The organism is Hoylesella nanceiensis DSM 19126 = JCM 15639, assembly GCF_000379965.1.
Classification (GTDB): Bacteria; Bacteroidota; Bacteroidia; order Bacteroidales; family Bacteroidaceae; genus Prevotella; species Prevotella nanceiensis.
The window spans coordinates 336,673-354,590 of the sequence record NZ_KB904328.1 but is presented as its reverse complement, the minus strand read 5'-3'; the positions used below and the strand labels follow the sequence as shown (position 1 = coordinate 354,590).

Here is a 17,918-nt window from a genome sequence, read left to right as displayed (position 1 = left end):
TATAGCATTATAAGCAAATAAAAAAGAGACACCTTTTGCAAGATGTCTCTTTGTTTTTTGAATATAATTGTTTATTACTTGCGTAATAATGATTATCTCAATTTCTTGTAACCATAGCGAGCTGATGCGCCAAGTTCTTCCTCGATGCGGATCAATTGGTTGTACTTAGCCATACGGTCTGTACGACTTAGTGAACCAGTCTTGATTTGTCCAGAGTTTGTAGCCACAGCGATGTCAGCGATAGTTGTATCTTCTGTTTCACCAGAACGGTGTGAAGTTACAGTTGTATAACCATGACGATGAGCCATTTCGATAGCGTCAAGTGTTTCAGTTAATGAACCAATTTGGTTAACCTTGATAAGAATTGAGTTACCAGCACCAAGCTTAATACCCTTTTCTAAGAACTTAACGTTAGTTACGAACAAGTCATCACCAACTAATTGGCAACGATCTCCGATTCTATTTGTAAGCTTAACCCAGTTTTCCCAGTCGTTTTCATCAAGACCATCTTCGATTGAATCGATTGGATATTCTGTGATAAGTTGCTCTAAGTAGTTGATTTGTTCTTCTGCAGTAAGCTTCTTTCCTTCTGGATCTTTCTTAACACCGTTCTTCAATTGACTGTAATCATAGAAGTATTGACCGTTTTCTACAACAGCAAACTCAGATGCTGCGCAGTCCATTGCGATCTTAACATCCTTGCCAGGTTCATAACCTGCGTCCTTAATAGACTTCATAATTGTGTCAAGAGCGTCTTTAATTCCGTCGAAGTTAGGAGCAAATCCACCTTCATCTCCTACAGCAGTAGACAAGCCACGAGCCTTAAGATTCTTTGCTAAAGCGTGGAATACCTCTGCACCCATACGGATAGCTTCTCTCTCATTGCTTGCACCTACAGGGCGAATCATGAACTCTTGGAATGCAATAGGAGCGTCAGAGTGAGCACCACCGTTGATGATGTTCATCATAGGAACTGGTAAAACGTAAGTGTTTGTACCACCAATATAACGATAAAGAGGCATATCTAATGCTGCAGCTGCAGTTTGAGCCACTGCCAAAGAAACACCAAGAATAGCGTTAGCACCTAGCTTACTCTTTGTAGGAGTACCGTCTAACTCTAGCATTAAATGGTCGATACCACGTTGATCACGAACATCTAGACCTTCCAAAGCAGGAGCTATAATTGTGTTAACGTTCTCAACTGCCTTTAAAACACCCTTACCTCCGTAGCGAGCTTTATCACCATCACGTAGTTCTAGTGCTTCATTTTCACCTGTAGATGCACCAGATGGAACGCTAGCACGTCCTTTAATACCACATTCCAATGTAACTTCAACCTCTACAGTAGGGTTACCTCTTGAGTCAAGAATTTCTCTTGCGTGAACTTTTTCAATTAACATAGCTAATTATTTTATTAATGATTGAATTAAAAAATCTATTATTTATATGTGTGCAAAGATACAATTATTTATCGAAGAACATTCAACATTTATCCATAAAAATATATCTTTAAAAATAAATTATTAACTTTGTACGCTGTAATATTAGGTAAAAAGAAATGAAAAAACTCTTTATAGAGACTTATGGATGCCAAATGAACGTGGCAGATAGTGAAGTGGTTGCGTCTGTAATGCAGATGGCTGGATACGAAATGTGTGACAATGAAGCCGAAGCAGACGCTATTTTTATGAACACATGTAGTGTTCGTGAGAATGCAGAAAACAAGATTTACAACCGCTTAGATACCCTACATGCAGAGCAAAAGAAGGGCCGAAAGCTCATTCTTGGTGTGCTTGGCTGTATGGCAGAACGTGTGAAAGACGATTTAATCAATAACCATCACGCTGATCTTGTGGCGGGACCCGACTCGTATCTCAACCTTCCCGATATGATTGCGCAGGCCGAAACAGGCAGTAAAGCTATTGATATCGAGCTTTCGAAGACAGAAACTTACAAAGACATTGTGCCCCAACGTATTGCATTGAGCAAGATAGGCGGATTCGTTAGCATTATGCGTGGTTGCGATAACTTTTGTCATTATTGCATTGTTCCTTACACAAGAGGTCGTGAAAGATCGAGAGATGTAGAGAGTGTGTTGGCAGAAGTGCGTGATCTTTGCAAGCAAGGCTACCGTGAAGTGACTCTACTCGGCCAAAACGTCAACAGCTATTCGTTTAAAAACGAGGCGACAGGCGAAGTAACTAACTTCCCCGATTTGTTGCGATTAGTGGCTCGTGAGGTGCCAATCATGCGCATTCGTTTCAGCACTTCGCACCCAAAAGACATGAGCGACGACACCCTTCGTGTCATTGCAGAAGAGCCAAACGTGTGCAAACACATTCACCTTCCAGTGCAAAGTGGTAGCGATAAGGTATTAAAGTTGATGAACCGCAAATACACCGTTGCGTGGTATCTCGACAGAGTGAAGGCTATTAAGGAAATAATTCCCGATTGTGGCATTTCAACCGACATCTTTGTGGGTTATCATGGTGAAGAAGAAGAAGACCATCAGCAATCGCTTGAGTTGATGAAAACAGTGGGTTACGACTCGTCTTTCATGTTTAAATACAGCGAACGACCAGGAACTTACGCATCAAAGCACCTTCCCGACGACATACCAGAAGAGGTGAAGCTACGTCGTTTGAACGAGATGATTCAGCTACAAACCCAACTTTCGGCTATTTCGAACAAGAAAGACGAAGGCAAGGTGTTTGAAGTTTTGGTTGAAGGACCAAGTAAACGTAGTCGAGAACAATTGTGCGGACGTACCGAACAGAATAAGATGGTGGTGTTCGACAAGGGTAATCACCACATTGGAGAGCGTGTAATGGTGAAGATAACCAGCTCTACCAGTGCCACATTGTTAGGCGAAGCAGTAGATTAAATCGCTGTTTTGAGACATAAATGTTGGCTTTTTCGAAGTGAAAATCAGCGATAAAAGACAATCACAGCATTGTCTTGAGCTATTATTATCGAACTCTAATAAATAAAGTCGTCCTCTATTTTGTAGAGGGCGACTTCTTTTTTATTTCCTTTTTCTTTCTTCTCGTTCCTTCGTCTCTTTTCTTTCGCTCGCCAAAAGCATCGCTAATGGGGCGCAAAAGCGTTGCTATTGAGGTGCAAAATGAGGCTTATTGCATACCAAAAACATTGAGATTTTAGAACGATTGCAAAGAGCTGTTGTTCAAAGCGTTATGAGGGTGATAATGGAGGTGAGTGAGTTGGTGCAACGAGAGGGCGATGTGCGAGATGAAAAGAGAACGACCCGAGTGCCTTTTTGAGCTTGTTTGCAGGTCGAAAATCGATTTTTTTTAATCAAAAAACGGCTCTCTTCAAATCGAAAACAGATTCTTCGTAAGTCGGAATTGGCTCTTCATAAATCGAAAACAGGATTTTTTCCAAATCAATTCTGCTCCTCAATAAACTGCTTTACCGTGTTTTTATAGTCGTTATTGGCCACAGCAAAGCTGCGGGCGTGCGTGGCATTGGGCACCACCAACAGCTTTTTAACGCCCTTTTTCGCCTTGTATAGCTCGTAAACCATAGGGGTTGGCACAAAACTATCGTTGCCACCATGAATAAACAGCATGGGCTTTGTGCTCTTTTTCACCGCCTCGAGAGGCGAAGCCTCTTTAAAGTTCCAACCCCAACGCAGGTTGGTTAGCCAGCTCGAAGTGTAGAGTAGAGGGAAGGCAGGCAACGAAAATTGATTTTTTAGCTCGCTTTTAAACTCGCTCCAAACATCGGTATAGCCGCAATCTTCCACGAAACAGCGAACGTAAGAGGGCGTTGTTTCACCCGAAACACACATCACCGTGGCAGCACCCATCGACACCCCGTGCAACACTTGTCGTGTTTCTGCGGTCGACGAGCGGAACAAATCATTGGCCACCTCGCTCCAACGCATCACATCTAAGCGGTCTTTCCACCCCATTTGTATATATTCTCCCTCGCTCAAGCCGTGCGCATACAAGTCGGGCAACAACACATTGTAGCCCCAATCGCTATACATCTTTGCCAAATGAAGCATTTTAAGGGCATTTTCTTTATAGCCATGCACCACAATAGCGGTGTTGGTTGTGGGCTTTGGGGCACGCATATAGTAGGCGTGAGCACGATATTTAGAGGGCATTTCGATGGTGGTGTCGTTCAAAACACGATGTTGTCGAACGCTGTCGAACCACCATTTTAGGTCGGGATAGCGGTCACTCATTATCCTCCAAGTGTCTTCTTGCTGTTCAACTCGGTTCGAATTGGCTTTCAAAGCATAGGTAGTCATAAAAAAAGAGCCTGCCACTAACAGCAATAAAAGCACCGAAACGCCTGCAATGGTTATCCTTTTAAGTGGTTTTTTCATTCTTAAAAACAATTGATTGTGGGCAAAGTTACACATTATAGTATATGAAAAGGCGCTCATTTACTTTTTTTTAGTAACTTTGTTGCCTAAAAAGAATAATAAAAAAGCACATAACAATGAAATTTGAAGAGCAAATATGCAGTAGCATTCTACGTGCAGTGAAAGAGTTATACGGGCAAGAAGTGCCTGTAGAACAAGTGCAGTTGCAAAAGACTAAAAGTACTTTTGAAGGCCATTTAACCCTTGTGGTGTTTCCCTTTGTAAAGCTTTCGAAGAAGAAACCTGAGGACACTGCACAAGAAATTGGTGACTTTGTGGCACAACATTGTAGCAATTTGGTTAGTGGTTTCAATGTGGTGAAGGGCTTTTTAAACTTTGTTGTTGCCCCACAAACATGGGTTAGCCAACTCAACACCATTGCAACAGAAGAGCATTTCGGCGAAAAAGCCGTTCAAAACGACTCTCCTCTTGTGATGATCGAATACTCTTCGCCTAACACCAACAAACCTCTTCACTTAGGACATGTGCGAAATAACCTCTTAGGTTGGTCGCTTTCGCAAATCATGCAGGCAAATGGTAACAAGGTAGTAAAGACCAATATCGTGAATGATAGAGGTATTCACATCTGCAAATCGATGCTTGCTTGGCAAAAATGGGGCAACGGAGAAACTCCAGAAACAAGCGGAAAGAAGGGCGATCACTTAGTGGGCGACTGCTATGTGGCATTCGATAAACACTATAAAGAAGAGTGCAAAGAACTTCAAAAACAATATATTGCTGAGGGATTAACCGAAGAACAGGCAGCAGAAAAGGCTAAAGAAGAAGCTCCTTTGATTAAAGAAGCTCGCCAAATGCTTGTTAAATGGGAACAAAACGACCCCGAAGTGCGTGAGCTTTGGAGCAAGATGAACAACTGGGTGTATGCTGGTTTCGACGAAACATACAAGAAAATGGGCGTAAGTTTCGATAAAATCTACTACGAATCAGACACTTATCTAGAAGGAAAGGGCAAAGTTGAAGAAGGACTTGCTAAGGGTTTGTTCTTCAGAAAAGATGATAATAGCGTGTGGGCAGACCTCTCTAACGAAGGACTTGACCAAAAATTGCTCCTCCGTTCTGATGGAACCAGCGTATATATGACCCAAGATATCGGTACAGCAGACTTGCGTTTCAAAGAATATCCAATCGATAAGATGATCTATGTCGTTGGAAATGAACAGAATTATCACTTCCAAGTGCTTTCAATATTGCTCGATCGCCTCGGATTTAGCTGGGGAAAAGACCTCGTTCACTTCTCTTATGGAATGGTAGAGTTGCCTAATGGCAAGATGAAAAGCCGTGAAGGAACTGTCGTTGACGCTGATGAATTGATGGAAGAGATGATTAACAACGCTAAAGAAGCAAGCGACAAGGCCGACAAACTAAAAGATATGAGCGAAGAAGAACGTGCTGAAATTGCTCGTATTGTGGGCTTAGGAGCGTTGAAATACTTCATTTTAAAGGTCGATGCACGCAAAAACATGCTCTTTAATCCAGAAGAAAGTATCGACTTTAACGGCAACACTGGTCCATTTATTCAATACACTCACGCTCGTATTTGCAGTATTTTGCGCAAAGCGAAGGCCGAAAACATCGACATTCCTGCAACACTTGCAGAAGATGCACCATTGAATGAGAAGGAAACAGCGTTGATTCAAAAGCTAAGCGAATATGAAATGGCAGTGCAACAAGCTGGTAAAGACTATTCACCAAGTGGCATTGCGAACTATTGTTACGAGCTAACTAAAGAGTTTAATCAATTCTATCACGATTACACTATCTTGGGTGAGGCCGACAATAACAAGAAAATGGTGCGCTTAGTACTTGCTAAGAGTGTGGCAAAAGTTATTAAAAACGGTATGCGTCTACTTGGAATCGAGGTTCCAGAGCGTATGTAATAACCCTTTATTCACCCTCTTTTCCAACCCCAAATCACCTTACTTATGCACAATCCGCCCGACTATCGCCACGACACTGTGTTGCCTCTTCCACTCGAAGTAAGTGCCAATGCAGTGGCTGTTGATGCTGCTTGCAGTGGAAATCCAGGTCCAATGGAATATCAAGGCATTGACCTTGCCACAGGAGCCGTTGCTTTTAAGTTCGGACCCATGCACGGAACCAACAATATAGGCGAGTTCTTGGCCATCGTTCATGCGTTGGCTCTCATCGAAAAAAACAAAGAACAGGGCAAAATTGTCTATTCTGATAGCTACAATGCCATTCTTTGGGTGAAGAAGATGCAATGCAAAACGAAGCTCGAACGCAACGAAAAAACAGCTCCTTTGTTTGACATTATTGCACGAGCAGAGAGCTGGTTGAGAGCACATCCACAACATGCCGAGGTGAGAAAGTGGGAAACTGCCCAGTGGGGAGAGGTTCCTGCCGACTTTGGAAGAAAGAAATAAGGGGCAGTATTCGCCTCTCTTTCCAACCAATGGCACGCCGAACATGACTCTAAGTTAAAAGAGGTGTAGGGCAAAGGCGAAATAAGTGGGGGAGAAGGTTAAAAGAGGTACGAGGGAAAGAGAAAATAAGTATTGTCGAAAGTCGAAAGAAGCCTTGAACAAAAGCAATCTTTTTAGGTGCTAATGTCAATGTTTTTAAGGTGCAAAAGCAATGCTTTTCAATAGCAATAACACTGCTTTTCAAAATGTGTCAACGCCTTGTTCTGTTGAAAGGAGAACAGGTTGTTGAACAAAGGGAGAGCAAGTTGAGATACAATAAAAAAGAGATGAGGCGTTTTAGGCACTTCATCTCTTTTCTTTTGGCTGTGCCGTTAGCACCTTTGACTAACGACTTTCAGTTCCAATTTATTCAGTTGTGACATTCACACTGGCACTAATTCCATATAATTTCTTCACCAATGCTTCTTCAGCTCCAGCGTCAACCTTAATGGTCTTCAACGCTTTGTTACCCGAAATGATGTCGTATTCAGCTTCTTCATCAAAATAATCGTTCTTTAAGTTGATGGTTTCCAACAATGGGTTGTTGGTTGCTTCGAGCGTTCTAAGATGACTGTTTGCACTGAAGTCTAACTCTTTCAAGTTGTTTCCACCAATCATACATTCTAAAAGAAGAGGTGTTTTAGAGAAGTCTGCCTTTGTTAATACGTTCTCGTAGATAAACAAGAACATCAAAGTTGGTAGCTCGGCAGAGAAAGAAGAGATGAGGTTGCCATACAAGTTCAATCTTTGTAGAGCAGGAAGTTGTGTTAAATTCAATTCAGTGATAGCGTTGCTGTTGGCATGAAGCTCACGCAACGAAGGCAAGTTGCTAAGATTTAGCTCGGTTAACTTGTTCTTCACCACTTCTAAACGCTCTAAGTTAGGAAGGTTAGAGCACACCAACTTGGTGATATTACAGTTGTTGGCAGTGATGTTGATGAGGCTGTTTAAGCCAGTTAGGTCGAGCTTTTCTAAGCCAGTATTTTGCAAATAGAGCTGTTCGAGCGCAGTGTTAGCACTCAAATCGATTGTTTTAAGACGTTCGTTCTTATACAAACGCAAGTCTTTTAGCTGAGTTAGAGGTTTTAAGTCGATGGTTTCAAAGTCGTTTTCGCCAAGGTTGAGAGTCTCTAACTTGGTGAGTTGGCTCACAAGAGCAACATTAGTAACACTTTGACGACGTAGGTTTAGGGTCACAAGGTTCTTAAAATGTTGCAAACCATCAATTCTTCTCACTACCGAAGCAGCAGGAGCTGTGTTCTTATCTTCGAGAGATAGGTCGAGAGTGGTAACCTTTTCTGCCTCAAGAGCAGATATATTGCCATCACCATTGAGATCTATTGCAGGATATCTCTCTAAAATTAATCTTTTAAGATTAGCGTCTTTAAACACAATTGCGCTGTTTTCATCACGCTCAGAAACCAATATTAAGCATTTAGAACGACCGCTTGCGTTACCTATTTTTGCTGTTAGTTCAACCACAGACGAGCCTGCTTTCAACGCAGTTACAAAGCCATTGCTCACCTGTGCCACGCTATTATCGCTGTTGTTCCATTGAGTGGTGGCTTCACTTGGCACGCCTATTGCGCTCAATTCGGCTACATCTCCAACATATAACCTAAGTGTATCAGTCGATAAACCTAACTTAAATTCTGGCGAAAAGGTGTCATTATCCGAGCAAGAACTTAAACAAAGCACCGATAATAACAAGCCAATAAGGTAAAAATTCAATCCTTTCTTCATTAACATTTAATTTTCTTTTGATTAGAACAAATAAAAATGATACTCTCAATGATAACATTCTTCAGTAGAGTAGAAATGTTATTACCTTGCAAATATAAAGAAAAACTTACAAATATCAAAGAAATTAAAAGTTTAATTGCATTGTTTCTATAATTCTAAATCATAATGATAGGGTGCCGTTTTGCATAATAATAGTATATTTATAACATTTTTTAGAATCAAAATACCTATTTGTAGGTATTGTATAGTATGGGTATAATATAGAACTTTGCAGTCTCGAGAAGAACAATGAAGAATGAATTGTATTAAGGTATACCTCATATTATTATTAAGTGGATTATCCGTTATCGTCAAAGCACAAAACACTATCACCGCACTTGTTGTCGAACAAGAAACCAATCAGCCCGTAATTGGGGCGAGTATCACCGTTCAAGGCAATAAAACAGCGACCGCTTTTACCGATAACACAGGGCGTTTCACCATCAGTGATGCCGCTGGAAAGAACATCACCATATCTTTTTTAGGCTTTAAAAAGCTAACAGCTAAAGCCCAAAACAACGCCACTTATCGTTTGGTTTCAGCGATAGCAAAAGTGGGCGAGGTAGTTGTTACGGCTCAAGAAAGCCGCTCTTTGGGCGCAGCATCAGTCATTCAGCGTCACGCAATGGAGCATCTTCAACCCTCAAGTTTTAGCGATTTGCTCGAACTTTTGCCCGGTGGACGCTCTAAAGACCCACGTTTAAACGCCCCAAATCAAATTCGTTTGCGTGAAGCAACGCCCCCTTCCAACAGTCAATACGCCACTTCTTCGTTGGGAACAAGCTTTGTTATCGATGGAGCACCTATCAGTACGAATGCCAATATGCAACGATTAAAGGGCGCATGGGAGACACTTGCCACTGCAAGAGAGAACGTAAACGAGGGCGTTGACATGCGAACTATCTCGACAGACGATATAGATAAGGTGGAAATTGTGCGAGGAATACCCTCTGTTGAATATGGAGATTTAACCAGTGGACTTGTAAAAATAGAGCGAAAACGTGGTGGTAACGACCTCAATGCACGTCTTAAAGCCGATATGGGCAGTAAACTTTTCTACCTTGCAAAGGGCTTTGAGTGGGCAAACAAATGGACTTTGAATTTAAGTACCGATTTTCTTGACTCGAAAACCGACCCTCGAAATAAGCTCGAAACATACAAACGATTGAGCGTTTCGGCTCGTTCTGGACGCAAATGGAGTAACGATAAGACTCTATCCGACTTTAAATTAAACCTCGATTATGGCGGTTCTTTCGACGGAGTGAAGAGCGATCCAGAGCTAAACTACGGCAATGAAGAAACCTTCCGCACTCGTTTCAATCGCTTTGCCATTAGCTCTTCTTATTCAATAAAAGCCAAACAGCAAGGCTGGTGGCGTGCTTTTACAGCCACTTTGTCGTCGTCTTACGAGCAAAACACATCAGAACGCACCCGATTTATACAGCTTCAACGCACCACTCCCGCTGTTTATCTAATGGAAGACGGCGAAAGCGACGCCTATTTGTTGCCTTATAAATACACAGCAACACAAAAGGTAGACGGCAAACCCTTTAACCTTTTCATGAAGGTGAATACCACTTTCAGCGTACCTGTTAAGGGTTGGTATAACAGTTTGTTGTTAGGTGCCGACTGGAATATGGATAAAAACTATGGAGAAGGACAGATATTCGACCCCTTTAAGCCTGTTTATCCCCTCACATCATTGCGCAAACGTGCCCTAAAAGATATTCCTGCCAACCACACTTTCGCTATGTATATGGAAGAAAACATCAAACTTCCTATTGCAAAGAACCGACTTGAGCTGGTTGGTGGCGTTCGTTTTTCACGCATGTTCAATATCGATGGCAGTTATACTGTTGCCAAACAGTTCTATCCCGACGTACGTTTTAATGCTGGTTGGACCTTCCCTCGCTTCAAAATAGCAGATAAGTTCGGTACCGTGCGTCTTGCCTTTGGTATCGGCTCGCACACCAAAAATCCTACAATAGATCAGCTTTATCCTGAAAATGGCTACTTAGATATCACTCAGTTGAACTATTATCACAGCAATGAAGATTATCGTCGCATCAATGTTCGCACCTATGTCATCGACAGAGTGAATAAAGATTTGAAGCCAGCACGTAACTTTAAGTGGGAAGTGAGCAGTGATGTGAACTACGATGGCTATCGTTTCTCGATCACATTGTTTAGAGAAAACATGACATCGGGCTTCCGTTCAGTACCCGCTTACGCTCCTTATAGCTACAAAGAATACGATGCTACGGGCATTAATCCTAACACTTTAACAGCACCTCCATCGCTCGAAGGCTTGCCTTACACCATTGTGAGCGAGCTGTTCTCACGAGAACGCACCTCAAATGGTAGTAGAACGCTGAAAGAAGGTATAGAATACACCTTCTCAACAAAGCGTTTTGAGAGCATACATACACGTTTAACCATCAACGGAGCGTGGTTTAAAACCACCTATGAGAACTCTCAGTCGGTGATGGTTCGCCCCTCTGCAGTGCTCAATAATCGCCAAATTGGATACGTAGGTATCTACAAAGACAACGATAGATTAACCACAGAGATGGCCAATACCAACTTTACTGCCGATACAGACATACCTCGTTTAAAACTTGGTTTCTCTATTTCGGCTCAGTGTTTGTGGTTCACTGCATCGCAACGAAAACCTCTTAGCAACATTCCCGACAGCTATATGGACGCCAGTGGCAATGTGCATCAATGGCAAGCAGGCGACGAAAACGATGCAACCTTGCGTTGGTTGGTGCGAGACTACAATCAATCGTATTACAACAGAGATGTTGTTCCATTCAGCTTAAACCTCAATTTCAAAGTAACCAAGAAGCTTTTTAGAGACCGACTCAATATTGCTATGTTCTGTAATAAGCTTTGGGACTACACACCCGACTACAAAAGTGGAACCATTCTCATTCGACGTCACGTCAATCCTTACTTTGGTTTAGAGTTAAATGTAAAATTATGAAGAAACAAAAGCATATCTTTTCGAGCATAAAAGCATTGCTATTGCAGTGCAAAAACACTGCTTTTGCAAGTCAATTGCGCCCCTTTTTGTTCTTGATGGTCGCAACTTGCGTGGCAACGGGCGTCTTGTTCACATCGTGTCACAAAGATCAAGACGAGCTTTTTACCACTGCAGAGATCACAATTGATGCGGGCGACTCGGTTCAAGTCAATAAAATGGAAGTGGCAATAACGCTCACTAACCTCAATACTAACGAGGTTGTGAATGCCACCGAACAACAAAATACACAGCTCAACATTAGATGTTTGCAAGGTATTTATAAGGTTTTTGCCCAAGGAACGGTGACCCTTACCGACCAACAAGGGCAACAACGCATTCGACGTTTTAGGGTTTACAAAGACTTTTTGCAGATAACTGGTCTGCCAACAAGTAAAAGTAGTCTTTCATTATTTTATATAGATTAATGAGAAAGCATATCGTTTTAAGCATCATAGTCTTGTTGTTGTCTGCCAACAGCATCACCGCAGCCACCCCAGACAGCACCATTGTAGAGCATAACAGCATGTGGACGCCTGCCTCGAGCGTTGCTCTTGCCAATCCATCAATACACGGAATGGCTTATCAACACGCCCTTACGCAGTTTAACTATCAAGGTTCTTTCAGTCAACAAAACACTGCTTTTGTGTTAGAAAAGGGCAAAGGCGCCAATAGTCACAGCCTTTTTGCCTCTACCTTCTTGCGCCTTTCGCCCATCAGTAGTGCGTGGGGAGAGGCTTCTTACACCACTTCTCGACAAAAAGAGATACGTTGGAACTCTATTTCCGACTATGAATTACTGGCTCCGCACATCATTGCCGATAGCATTGGAGGCAACACTCGCCTCGAAAAATATTGGTTTAAGGGAGGCTATTCGGCTCAGTTTGGCAAGTGGAATGCAGGTGGAGAGATGGCGTTTAGAGCGCAACAGGAATACAGAGACTATGACCCTCGTATGAGAAGTATCGTTTCTGACCTTCAACTCAACGCAGGATTGGCTCGCTTCTTCAATCGTTATCGAGTGGCGATGCACGCTGGAGTGAATGTATATAAGCAGACAGTGAATATCGACTTCTATCGAGAAACGACCGAATCGCCCGAGTATTTCATGACAGGTTTGGGCTCTTATCAACCTCGTTTCAGTGGAAAAAAGACGGGATCGTTCTACCAAGGCGGTGGAGTTGATTTGAGTTTCACCCTCGATGCACCTGCAACAACGGGCTGGCATGGCGACATCTTGCTCGCAAAACGACACTACGAGCGCATTGCCAACGAGTTTAATTCGTTGCCTATAACGCAACTTTATAAAGAAAAGGCGGTGCTTTCGGGCGGCTATAAGCACGAGGGAGCATGGCAATACGATGTGTTTGGCACCTTCGACTTTACCAAAACAACAGGCGATGAGGCTGTCCCTGGCGACGGATCGAAGGGCGATTATCCTATTATTGCCACTTTTTCAACCTTTCATCAATATGCTTCTAAAGCCCAACTAACGGCTATTGTAGGTCGAAATAACCGCCTTCCACACTATCTTTCGTTAGAAAGTGGAATTCATTCGGTGAGGTCTTACTATGCTTATCCACAGCGAAAAACAGCCTATACCATGTGGAATAGTGTGTTAAAAGCACAGGTTTTTATTCCTGCCACCAAGCAATTAACGCTCAACACACAGCTTTCTGCCCTCTATTGGCACAATCTTAAAAAGCAAATAACCATGCCTTTCGGAACCATGACACCTGCTTTCACCAGCTATGTGCAGCACAATCATCGTTTTGCAGCTGCCAACTACATGGGCGTTAATGCATCGGTTGAGGCCAATTATGCTTTGAAAAAGGGCGGATATGCCTTGTTCTTACAGCTCGAAGGCTCGTTCCTTCGCAGCTCACAAAAGGTATCTCAGTATGCCATTGCACTCAAAGCAGGTGTACGTTTATAGTCAATTAAAAAACAATAGAATATCAAATTAAACAACAAAAACAAACAAATCATGACAAAGAAAATTTTAATGGCATTGTTGTTCATCGTTGGTTGCTCAACAATGTTTGTGTCTTGTTCAGACAATGAGGAAACTATTTCTCAGTCGAAAGCCACTTTTGCAGTGAATGTTCCAGCCGATTTAACCGATGCAACCTTGCAAAATATCGAGCTAACTCTTGTGAATGTGCAAACAGGAGCAAAGACTGTTTTGAACACTTTCACACAAAAAGGAAACCAATATGTGGCTGATGCTACTTTAAATGTGGGTACTTACAATGTAGTAATGACAGGTAAAGCAACCTATAAGTTCGATAACAAGACCTTAGAGTCACAAGTTCGTGCTCAACAAAACAATGTTTCGGTTGGTGAAAACGCTACAACTAACAGCATTACACTGCTTCCTGAGGTGTATAACACAGCAGAAGGCTTCGTAATTTCTGAAGTATTCTTCACTCAAATGCTTACAACTGAGGGCAAACCTTATCTTTATGGCCAGTATGTTATCATCACTAACAATACCGATAACACACTTTATGCAGACAGCTTGGTATTCCTTCAAAGTGCAAACATTAGTAGTTTGAAACACGACTACACCAAAGACTTCCGCAGTAACAGTATGCTTGCAGGCTCATTGTTTATGATTCCTGGTACAGGTAAAGATGTTCCAGTGGCTGCAGGCAAGAGTATTGTGATTGCATTGAATGGAAAAGACCACTCAAAATTTGTGCCTCATGGTCCTGATTTGAGCAAAGCTAATTTCGAAATCTACGATATTAGCACCAATAGAGTAGTGGACGAAGATCAACCAAACGTTCCTAATCTTGATCGTTGGTTTGCTAAATCGGCTTCAATCACAGTGCTTCACAGCGGTGGTGTTGAAACTTATGCGTTGGCAAGAATACCTGTTAGCAAAGAAACTTATATGAAAGACTATCAGTATGACGCTACCTATCTATTCAAATTTAACACTACTGAGAAGGTAATGACAACCAAAGGCTACCTCGTTCCCAATTCTTGGATCATCGATGCAGTGAACCTTGGTATGAAGAATGAATATAAGTGGAATGTTATTTCTCCAAAACTTGATGCTGGATTTACTTACTGTCTTGAGGGTTTAGGCGACAAAACAGCTTACGGAACAGCAGTTATTCGTAGAATGGAGAATGGCAAATATGTTGATACTAACAACTCAACAAACGACTTTACACCAAAAACAACACCTTCGTTGTTAACAAAGTAAGTAGAAAAGAATAAAATTTCTCTTGATAAGAAGAACGCCAGTGAACCACTCTTGCTATATAAAAAGAGTGGGCTCGCTGGCTTTTTTGTGTCCGCTTCTTTCGTCTTTGTTAGGCTTCCTCAACGCCTTTGCCACAGGGCAAGACACACCTTGACAAGCAAGAGCATAGCTATTGAACAATAAAAGCATTGCTATTAGCAGGTAATAACAACGCTTTTAAAAGGTGATAGGGGTGCTTTTAGTGAGTAAGGGTTATTGACTTAAAAAATATCGTCGACCTCTTGTCCCATTTCTTTCAATGCTTTGAGGGTTTGATCCATCGTAAAACCACGTCCAAGAGCAAAGCGAATGAGTTTGTTGCGCACCTTATATTCGTCGGTATCTTTAATTTGTTTGCGTTTGGTTTTGAGTATTTGGAGCAGCGTTTCACGATAATCATCGTCCTCTACCTCGTCTAAAAGGTCGGCATAGAGCGCATAGTCGATGCCCTTTAAACGTAGAGAATAGTCAATTTTCTTGCGTCCCCATTTGTTATATCGAGCCTTGTCGAAAACAAAAGCACGAGCATAACGAGCGTTATCAACATATTTATTTTTGGTGAGATAAGTCAAAACAGAGGCTTGTGTGTCGGCATCTACACCCCAAAGGCGCATTTTCTTTTGCATGTCTTGGGTGCAATATTCACGTTTAACGCATGCCGTTGAAAGCTTCTTAATAATCTCTTTTTCAGTTAATTCAGTCATTTCTTCACTCCTTTCACATGTCTTTCTTTTCCAAAGCGGTCGATAAGCACCTCGATATCAGCGAATCCCGATTCGGCAAGAAGGCTCTTCATTTCAGAAACAAAGAGCGGATTGATTTCAAAGAATAAGGCTCCGCCCTGCACCAACGCCTTTTGTGCATAGTGGGTGATGGCTTTATAGAAGATGAGCGGATTGTTTTCAGGCACAAACAAGGCGCAGTTGGGTTCAAACTGCAACACGTTCGCCTCCATCTCGCTTTGCTCTTGCGGTGTGATATAAGGCGGATTGCTCACAACGATATCCCACTTCTCGTGGTCGCAAGGCGCATTTAAGGCATCTTGCTCTATCACTTCGAGCGACACATTCATCGCCTTAGCATTCTCTTTTGCCAACGAAAGGGCTTCAGGAGCTATGTCCCAAGCCGTTGTTTGGGCATTTTTAATGAGCTGAGAGAGGGTGATGGCGATGCAACCAGAGCCAGTTCCGATATCTAATATCTTGGGACTTGAAAGCGAAGAAAGGGTGGGTTGTTCGGCAATCCAATAACAAAGGTCTTCTGTTTCGGGTCGAGGAATGAGCACACCGCTATGCACTTTGAACCAAGAACCAGCAAACCACGCTTGTTGAAGCACATATTGCACAGGCTCGCCAGTCAACAATTGCTCTGTTATTTTTTGTAGGTTATGCTCTTGTTCTTTAGATAATTGTGTATCTTTGTTGCACAATATATCGGTGAAAGACAGGTTAAAAGCCACCTCGAACACCAGTTTCGCAATAGCTTTAGCCTCGTTTTCGCCATATAAAGGCACCAGTTGGCGCCATAACTCCGTGTAATATGCCATGTTGCAAAAGTAATAAAATTATGCAAGAAAACAAAGTAAACAACCCCGAACAGCCCCAGTTAGAACGCAGTGACACAACCAATGCGACACACGAACGCTATATGCGACGTTGTATTGACTTGGCTTTGAACGGCAGAGAAGGTGCTAAACCCAACCCAATGGTGGGCTCGGTGATTGTTGTTGACGGCAGAATTATAGGCGAAGGCTATCACATTGAATACGGAAAGGCGCATGCAGAGGTCAATGCATTTGCGTCGGTAGAGGCTAAAGACGAGCATTTGTTGCCCGAAGCCACGCTGTATGTGAGCTTAGAGCCTTGCTCTCACTTTGGAAAAACACCGCCTTGTGCCGACTTAATCATCTCTAAAGGAGTGAAAAAGGTGGTTGTGGGCTGTGTAGATCCTTATTCGGAGGTGAGCGGAAGGGGCATAGAACGCTTGCGAAAAGCAGGTGTTGAGGTGCTTGTAGGCGTGTTAGAAAAAGAATGTTTGTTCTTAAATCGATTCTTTATCACCTCGAACACGCTTCAACGTCCATACATTATATTGAAATGGGCGCAAACTCTTGACGGCTTTATCGATTGCAATGGCGAGGCAACGGCTATCTCTATTCCTTTTACTTCGATGTTGGTTCACAAGCTAAGAGCCGAGAGTGACGCCATACTTGTGGGCAATAATACAGAGAGAAAGGAATGTCCAAGATTGAATGTGCGCCACTGGAGTGGGCAAGATCCTAAGAAAGTGGTGCTGTCGAGCAAAACAACTATCCCCGAGTTGCTATCGTCTTTGCACGCAGAAAATATTCAATCGCTAATGGTTGAAGGTGGATTAAAAACCCATAACTCGTTTATTGAGGCCGACTTATGGGACGAAATACATATAGAAACGGCTCCTTTCACTGTGGGAAAGGGCACCCGTGCGCCTCAAATTCCTGCTAATGCAAAACTAATTGAGCACGAGGATTGGGACGGAAACCAAACTTTTGTGTTGGTGAAAGAAGGCGGTTTGTTAGGGAAGTAGTGCTTTTAAGGTGTCGAGCTTATGCTTTCTGTCGATAGAGTAGTCGTTACTATATTTATCAACAAATAGATATAAGCTGTAAGCTTTATTCAAAATCACTTCTTTAAAGGGGTTAGAAAGGTAGTCTGCTTCGGCAAAATACAACTCTGCAAGCATCTCTAACTTCACCAAACGCTCGTTTTCTGGAAAGCTTTCAGCCTCTTTCATCACGTCATCAATAGTGGCTGTGTGGTAGAACTGATAGTCTCCCACGAACTGAGTGTATAGGTCTTTGATGGCTTCTCTGCGCTTTTCATAGTCTTTTTTAGCCATTGCTCGTTGCAAAGCAGCCGCAAACTCTTTTACTAATCGAATAAAATAATCTTGTCTTATCATGATGCACAAAGATAAGAAAAAAAGTAATTGGCGATTTAATTTTCATTACTTTTTTGAATGAAGCAGTGCATTAAAACA

The 17,918-nt window shown here is 42.3% G+C and carries 14 protein-coding genes; 8 read left to right on the top strand and 6 right to left on the bottom strand.

The features are described from left to right. Positions 1-92: 92 nt before the first annotated feature. Positions 93-1,400 (bottom strand): phosphopyruvate hydratase, encoded by a 1,308-nt coding sequence (gene eno / locus A3GM_RS0104535; RefSeq protein ID WP_018362207.1) that lies wholly within the window; start codon positions 1,398-1,400, stop codon positions 93-95. Positions 1,401-1,558: 158 nt separating this feature from the next. On the opposite strand from eno, the gene miaB reads away from it, so the two are divergent. After that, positions 1,559-2,884 carry a tRNA (N6-isopentenyl adenosine(37)-C2)-methylthiotransferase MiaB gene (miaB, locus tag A3GM_RS0104530; RefSeq protein WP_018362206.1) on the top strand — a complete coding sequence of 442 codons (1,326 nt, stop codon included), beginning with the start codon at positions 1,559-1,561 and terminating at the stop codon, positions 2,882-2,884. Positions 2,885-3,403: 519 nt separating this feature from the next. Here miaB and A3GM_RS0104525 read toward each other — a convergent pair. Next, entirely contained in the window at positions 3,404-4,357 is a 954-nt protein-coding gene (locus A3GM_RS0104525; RefSeq protein WP_018362205.1) for an alpha/beta hydrolase, read from the bottom strand. 116 nt (positions 4,358-4,473) lie between these two features. Between A3GM_RS0104525 and argS the strand changes: the two genes are divergently transcribed. Continuing rightward, a complete protein-coding gene (gene argS / locus A3GM_RS0104520; protein WP_018362203.1) occupies positions 4,474-6,294 on the top strand; it encodes an arginine--tRNA ligase in 1,821 nt (606 codons plus the stop codon). A 45-nt stretch (positions 6,295-6,339) separates the two neighbouring features. Then, positions 6,340-6,801: an RNase H family protein gene (locus A3GM_RS0104515; RefSeq protein ID WP_018362202.1), complete on the top strand. Its 462-nt coding sequence runs from the start codon at positions 6,340-6,342 to the stop codon at positions 6,799-6,801. 405 nt (positions 6,802-7,206) lie between these two features. Here A3GM_RS0104515 and A3GM_RS0104505 read toward each other — a convergent pair whose 3' ends face one another. Continuing rightward, positions 7,207-8,589, bottom strand: coding sequence for a leucine-rich repeat domain-containing protein (locus tag A3GM_RS0104505; protein WP_018362200.1), 1,383 nt, complete (start codon positions 8,587-8,589; stop codon positions 7,207-7,209). A 289-nt stretch (positions 8,590-8,878) separates the two neighbouring features. Here A3GM_RS0104505 and A3GM_RS0104500 point away from each other — a divergent pair, with 289 nt between their 5' ends. The 4 genes from A3GM_RS0104500 to A3GM_RS0104485 are packed head-to-tail and all read left to right on the top strand — an operon-like array spanning position 8,879 to position 14,861. Beyond that, complete coding sequence (locus A3GM_RS0104500; protein ID WP_018362199.1) at positions 8,879-11,608, top strand: TonB-dependent receptor; 2,730 nt, start codon at positions 8,879-8,881, stop codon at positions 11,606-11,608. Beyond that, positions 11,605-12,072, top strand: coding sequence for a hypothetical protein (locus tag A3GM_RS0104495; protein ID WP_018362198.1), 468 nt, complete (start codon positions 11,605-11,607; stop codon positions 12,070-12,072). Before A3GM_RS0104500 ends, A3GM_RS0104495 begins: the two co-directional genes overlap by 4 nt. After that, positions 12,072-13,580, top strand: a complete 1,509-nt coding sequence (locus A3GM_RS0104490) for a DUF6850 family outer membrane beta-barrel protein (RefSeq protein WP_018362197.1) — start codon at positions 12,072-12,074, stop codon at positions 13,578-13,580. The genes A3GM_RS0104495 and A3GM_RS0104490 overlap by 1 nt, the downstream gene beginning before the upstream one ends. A 51-nt stretch (positions 13,581-13,631) precedes the next feature. Beyond that, a complete protein-coding gene (locus A3GM_RS0104485) occupies positions 13,632-14,861 on the top strand; it encodes a DUF4876 domain-containing protein (protein ID WP_018362196.1) in 1,230 nt (409 codons plus the stop codon). A 260-nt stretch (positions 14,862-15,121) separates the two neighbouring features. Here A3GM_RS0104485 and A3GM_RS0104475 read toward each other — a convergent pair whose 3' ends face one another. Both A3GM_RS0104475 and prmC read right to left on the bottom strand, forming a co-directional pair. Then, entirely contained in the window at positions 15,122-15,604 is a 483-nt protein-coding gene (locus tag A3GM_RS0104475; RefSeq protein WP_018362194.1) for a regulatory protein RecX, read from the bottom strand. Beyond that, complete coding sequence (gene prmC, locus A3GM_RS0104470; RefSeq protein WP_018362193.1) at positions 15,601-16,446, bottom strand: peptide chain release factor N(5)-glutamine methyltransferase; 846 nt, start codon at positions 16,444-16,446, stop codon at positions 15,601-15,603. Before prmC ends, A3GM_RS0104475 begins: the two co-directional genes overlap by 4 nt. A gap of 20 nt (positions 16,447-16,466) precedes the next feature. On the opposite strand from prmC, the gene ribD reads away from it, so the two are divergent. Then, positions 16,467-17,465 (top strand): bifunctional diaminohydroxyphosphoribosylaminopyrimidine deaminase/5-amino-6-(5-phosphoribosylamino)uracil reductase RibD, encoded by a 999-nt coding sequence (gene ribD, locus A3GM_RS0104465; protein WP_018362192.1) that lies wholly within the window; start codon positions 16,467-16,469, stop codon positions 17,463-17,465. Here ribD and A3GM_RS0104460 read toward each other — a convergent pair. Beyond that, positions 17,454-17,840 (bottom strand): hypothetical protein, encoded by a 387-nt coding sequence (locus A3GM_RS0104460; protein ID WP_025829835.1) that lies wholly within the window; start codon positions 17,838-17,840, stop codon positions 17,454-17,456. The genes ribD and A3GM_RS0104460 overlap by 12 nt on opposite strands. Between the last annotated feature and the right edge of the window lie 78 nt (positions 17,841-17,918).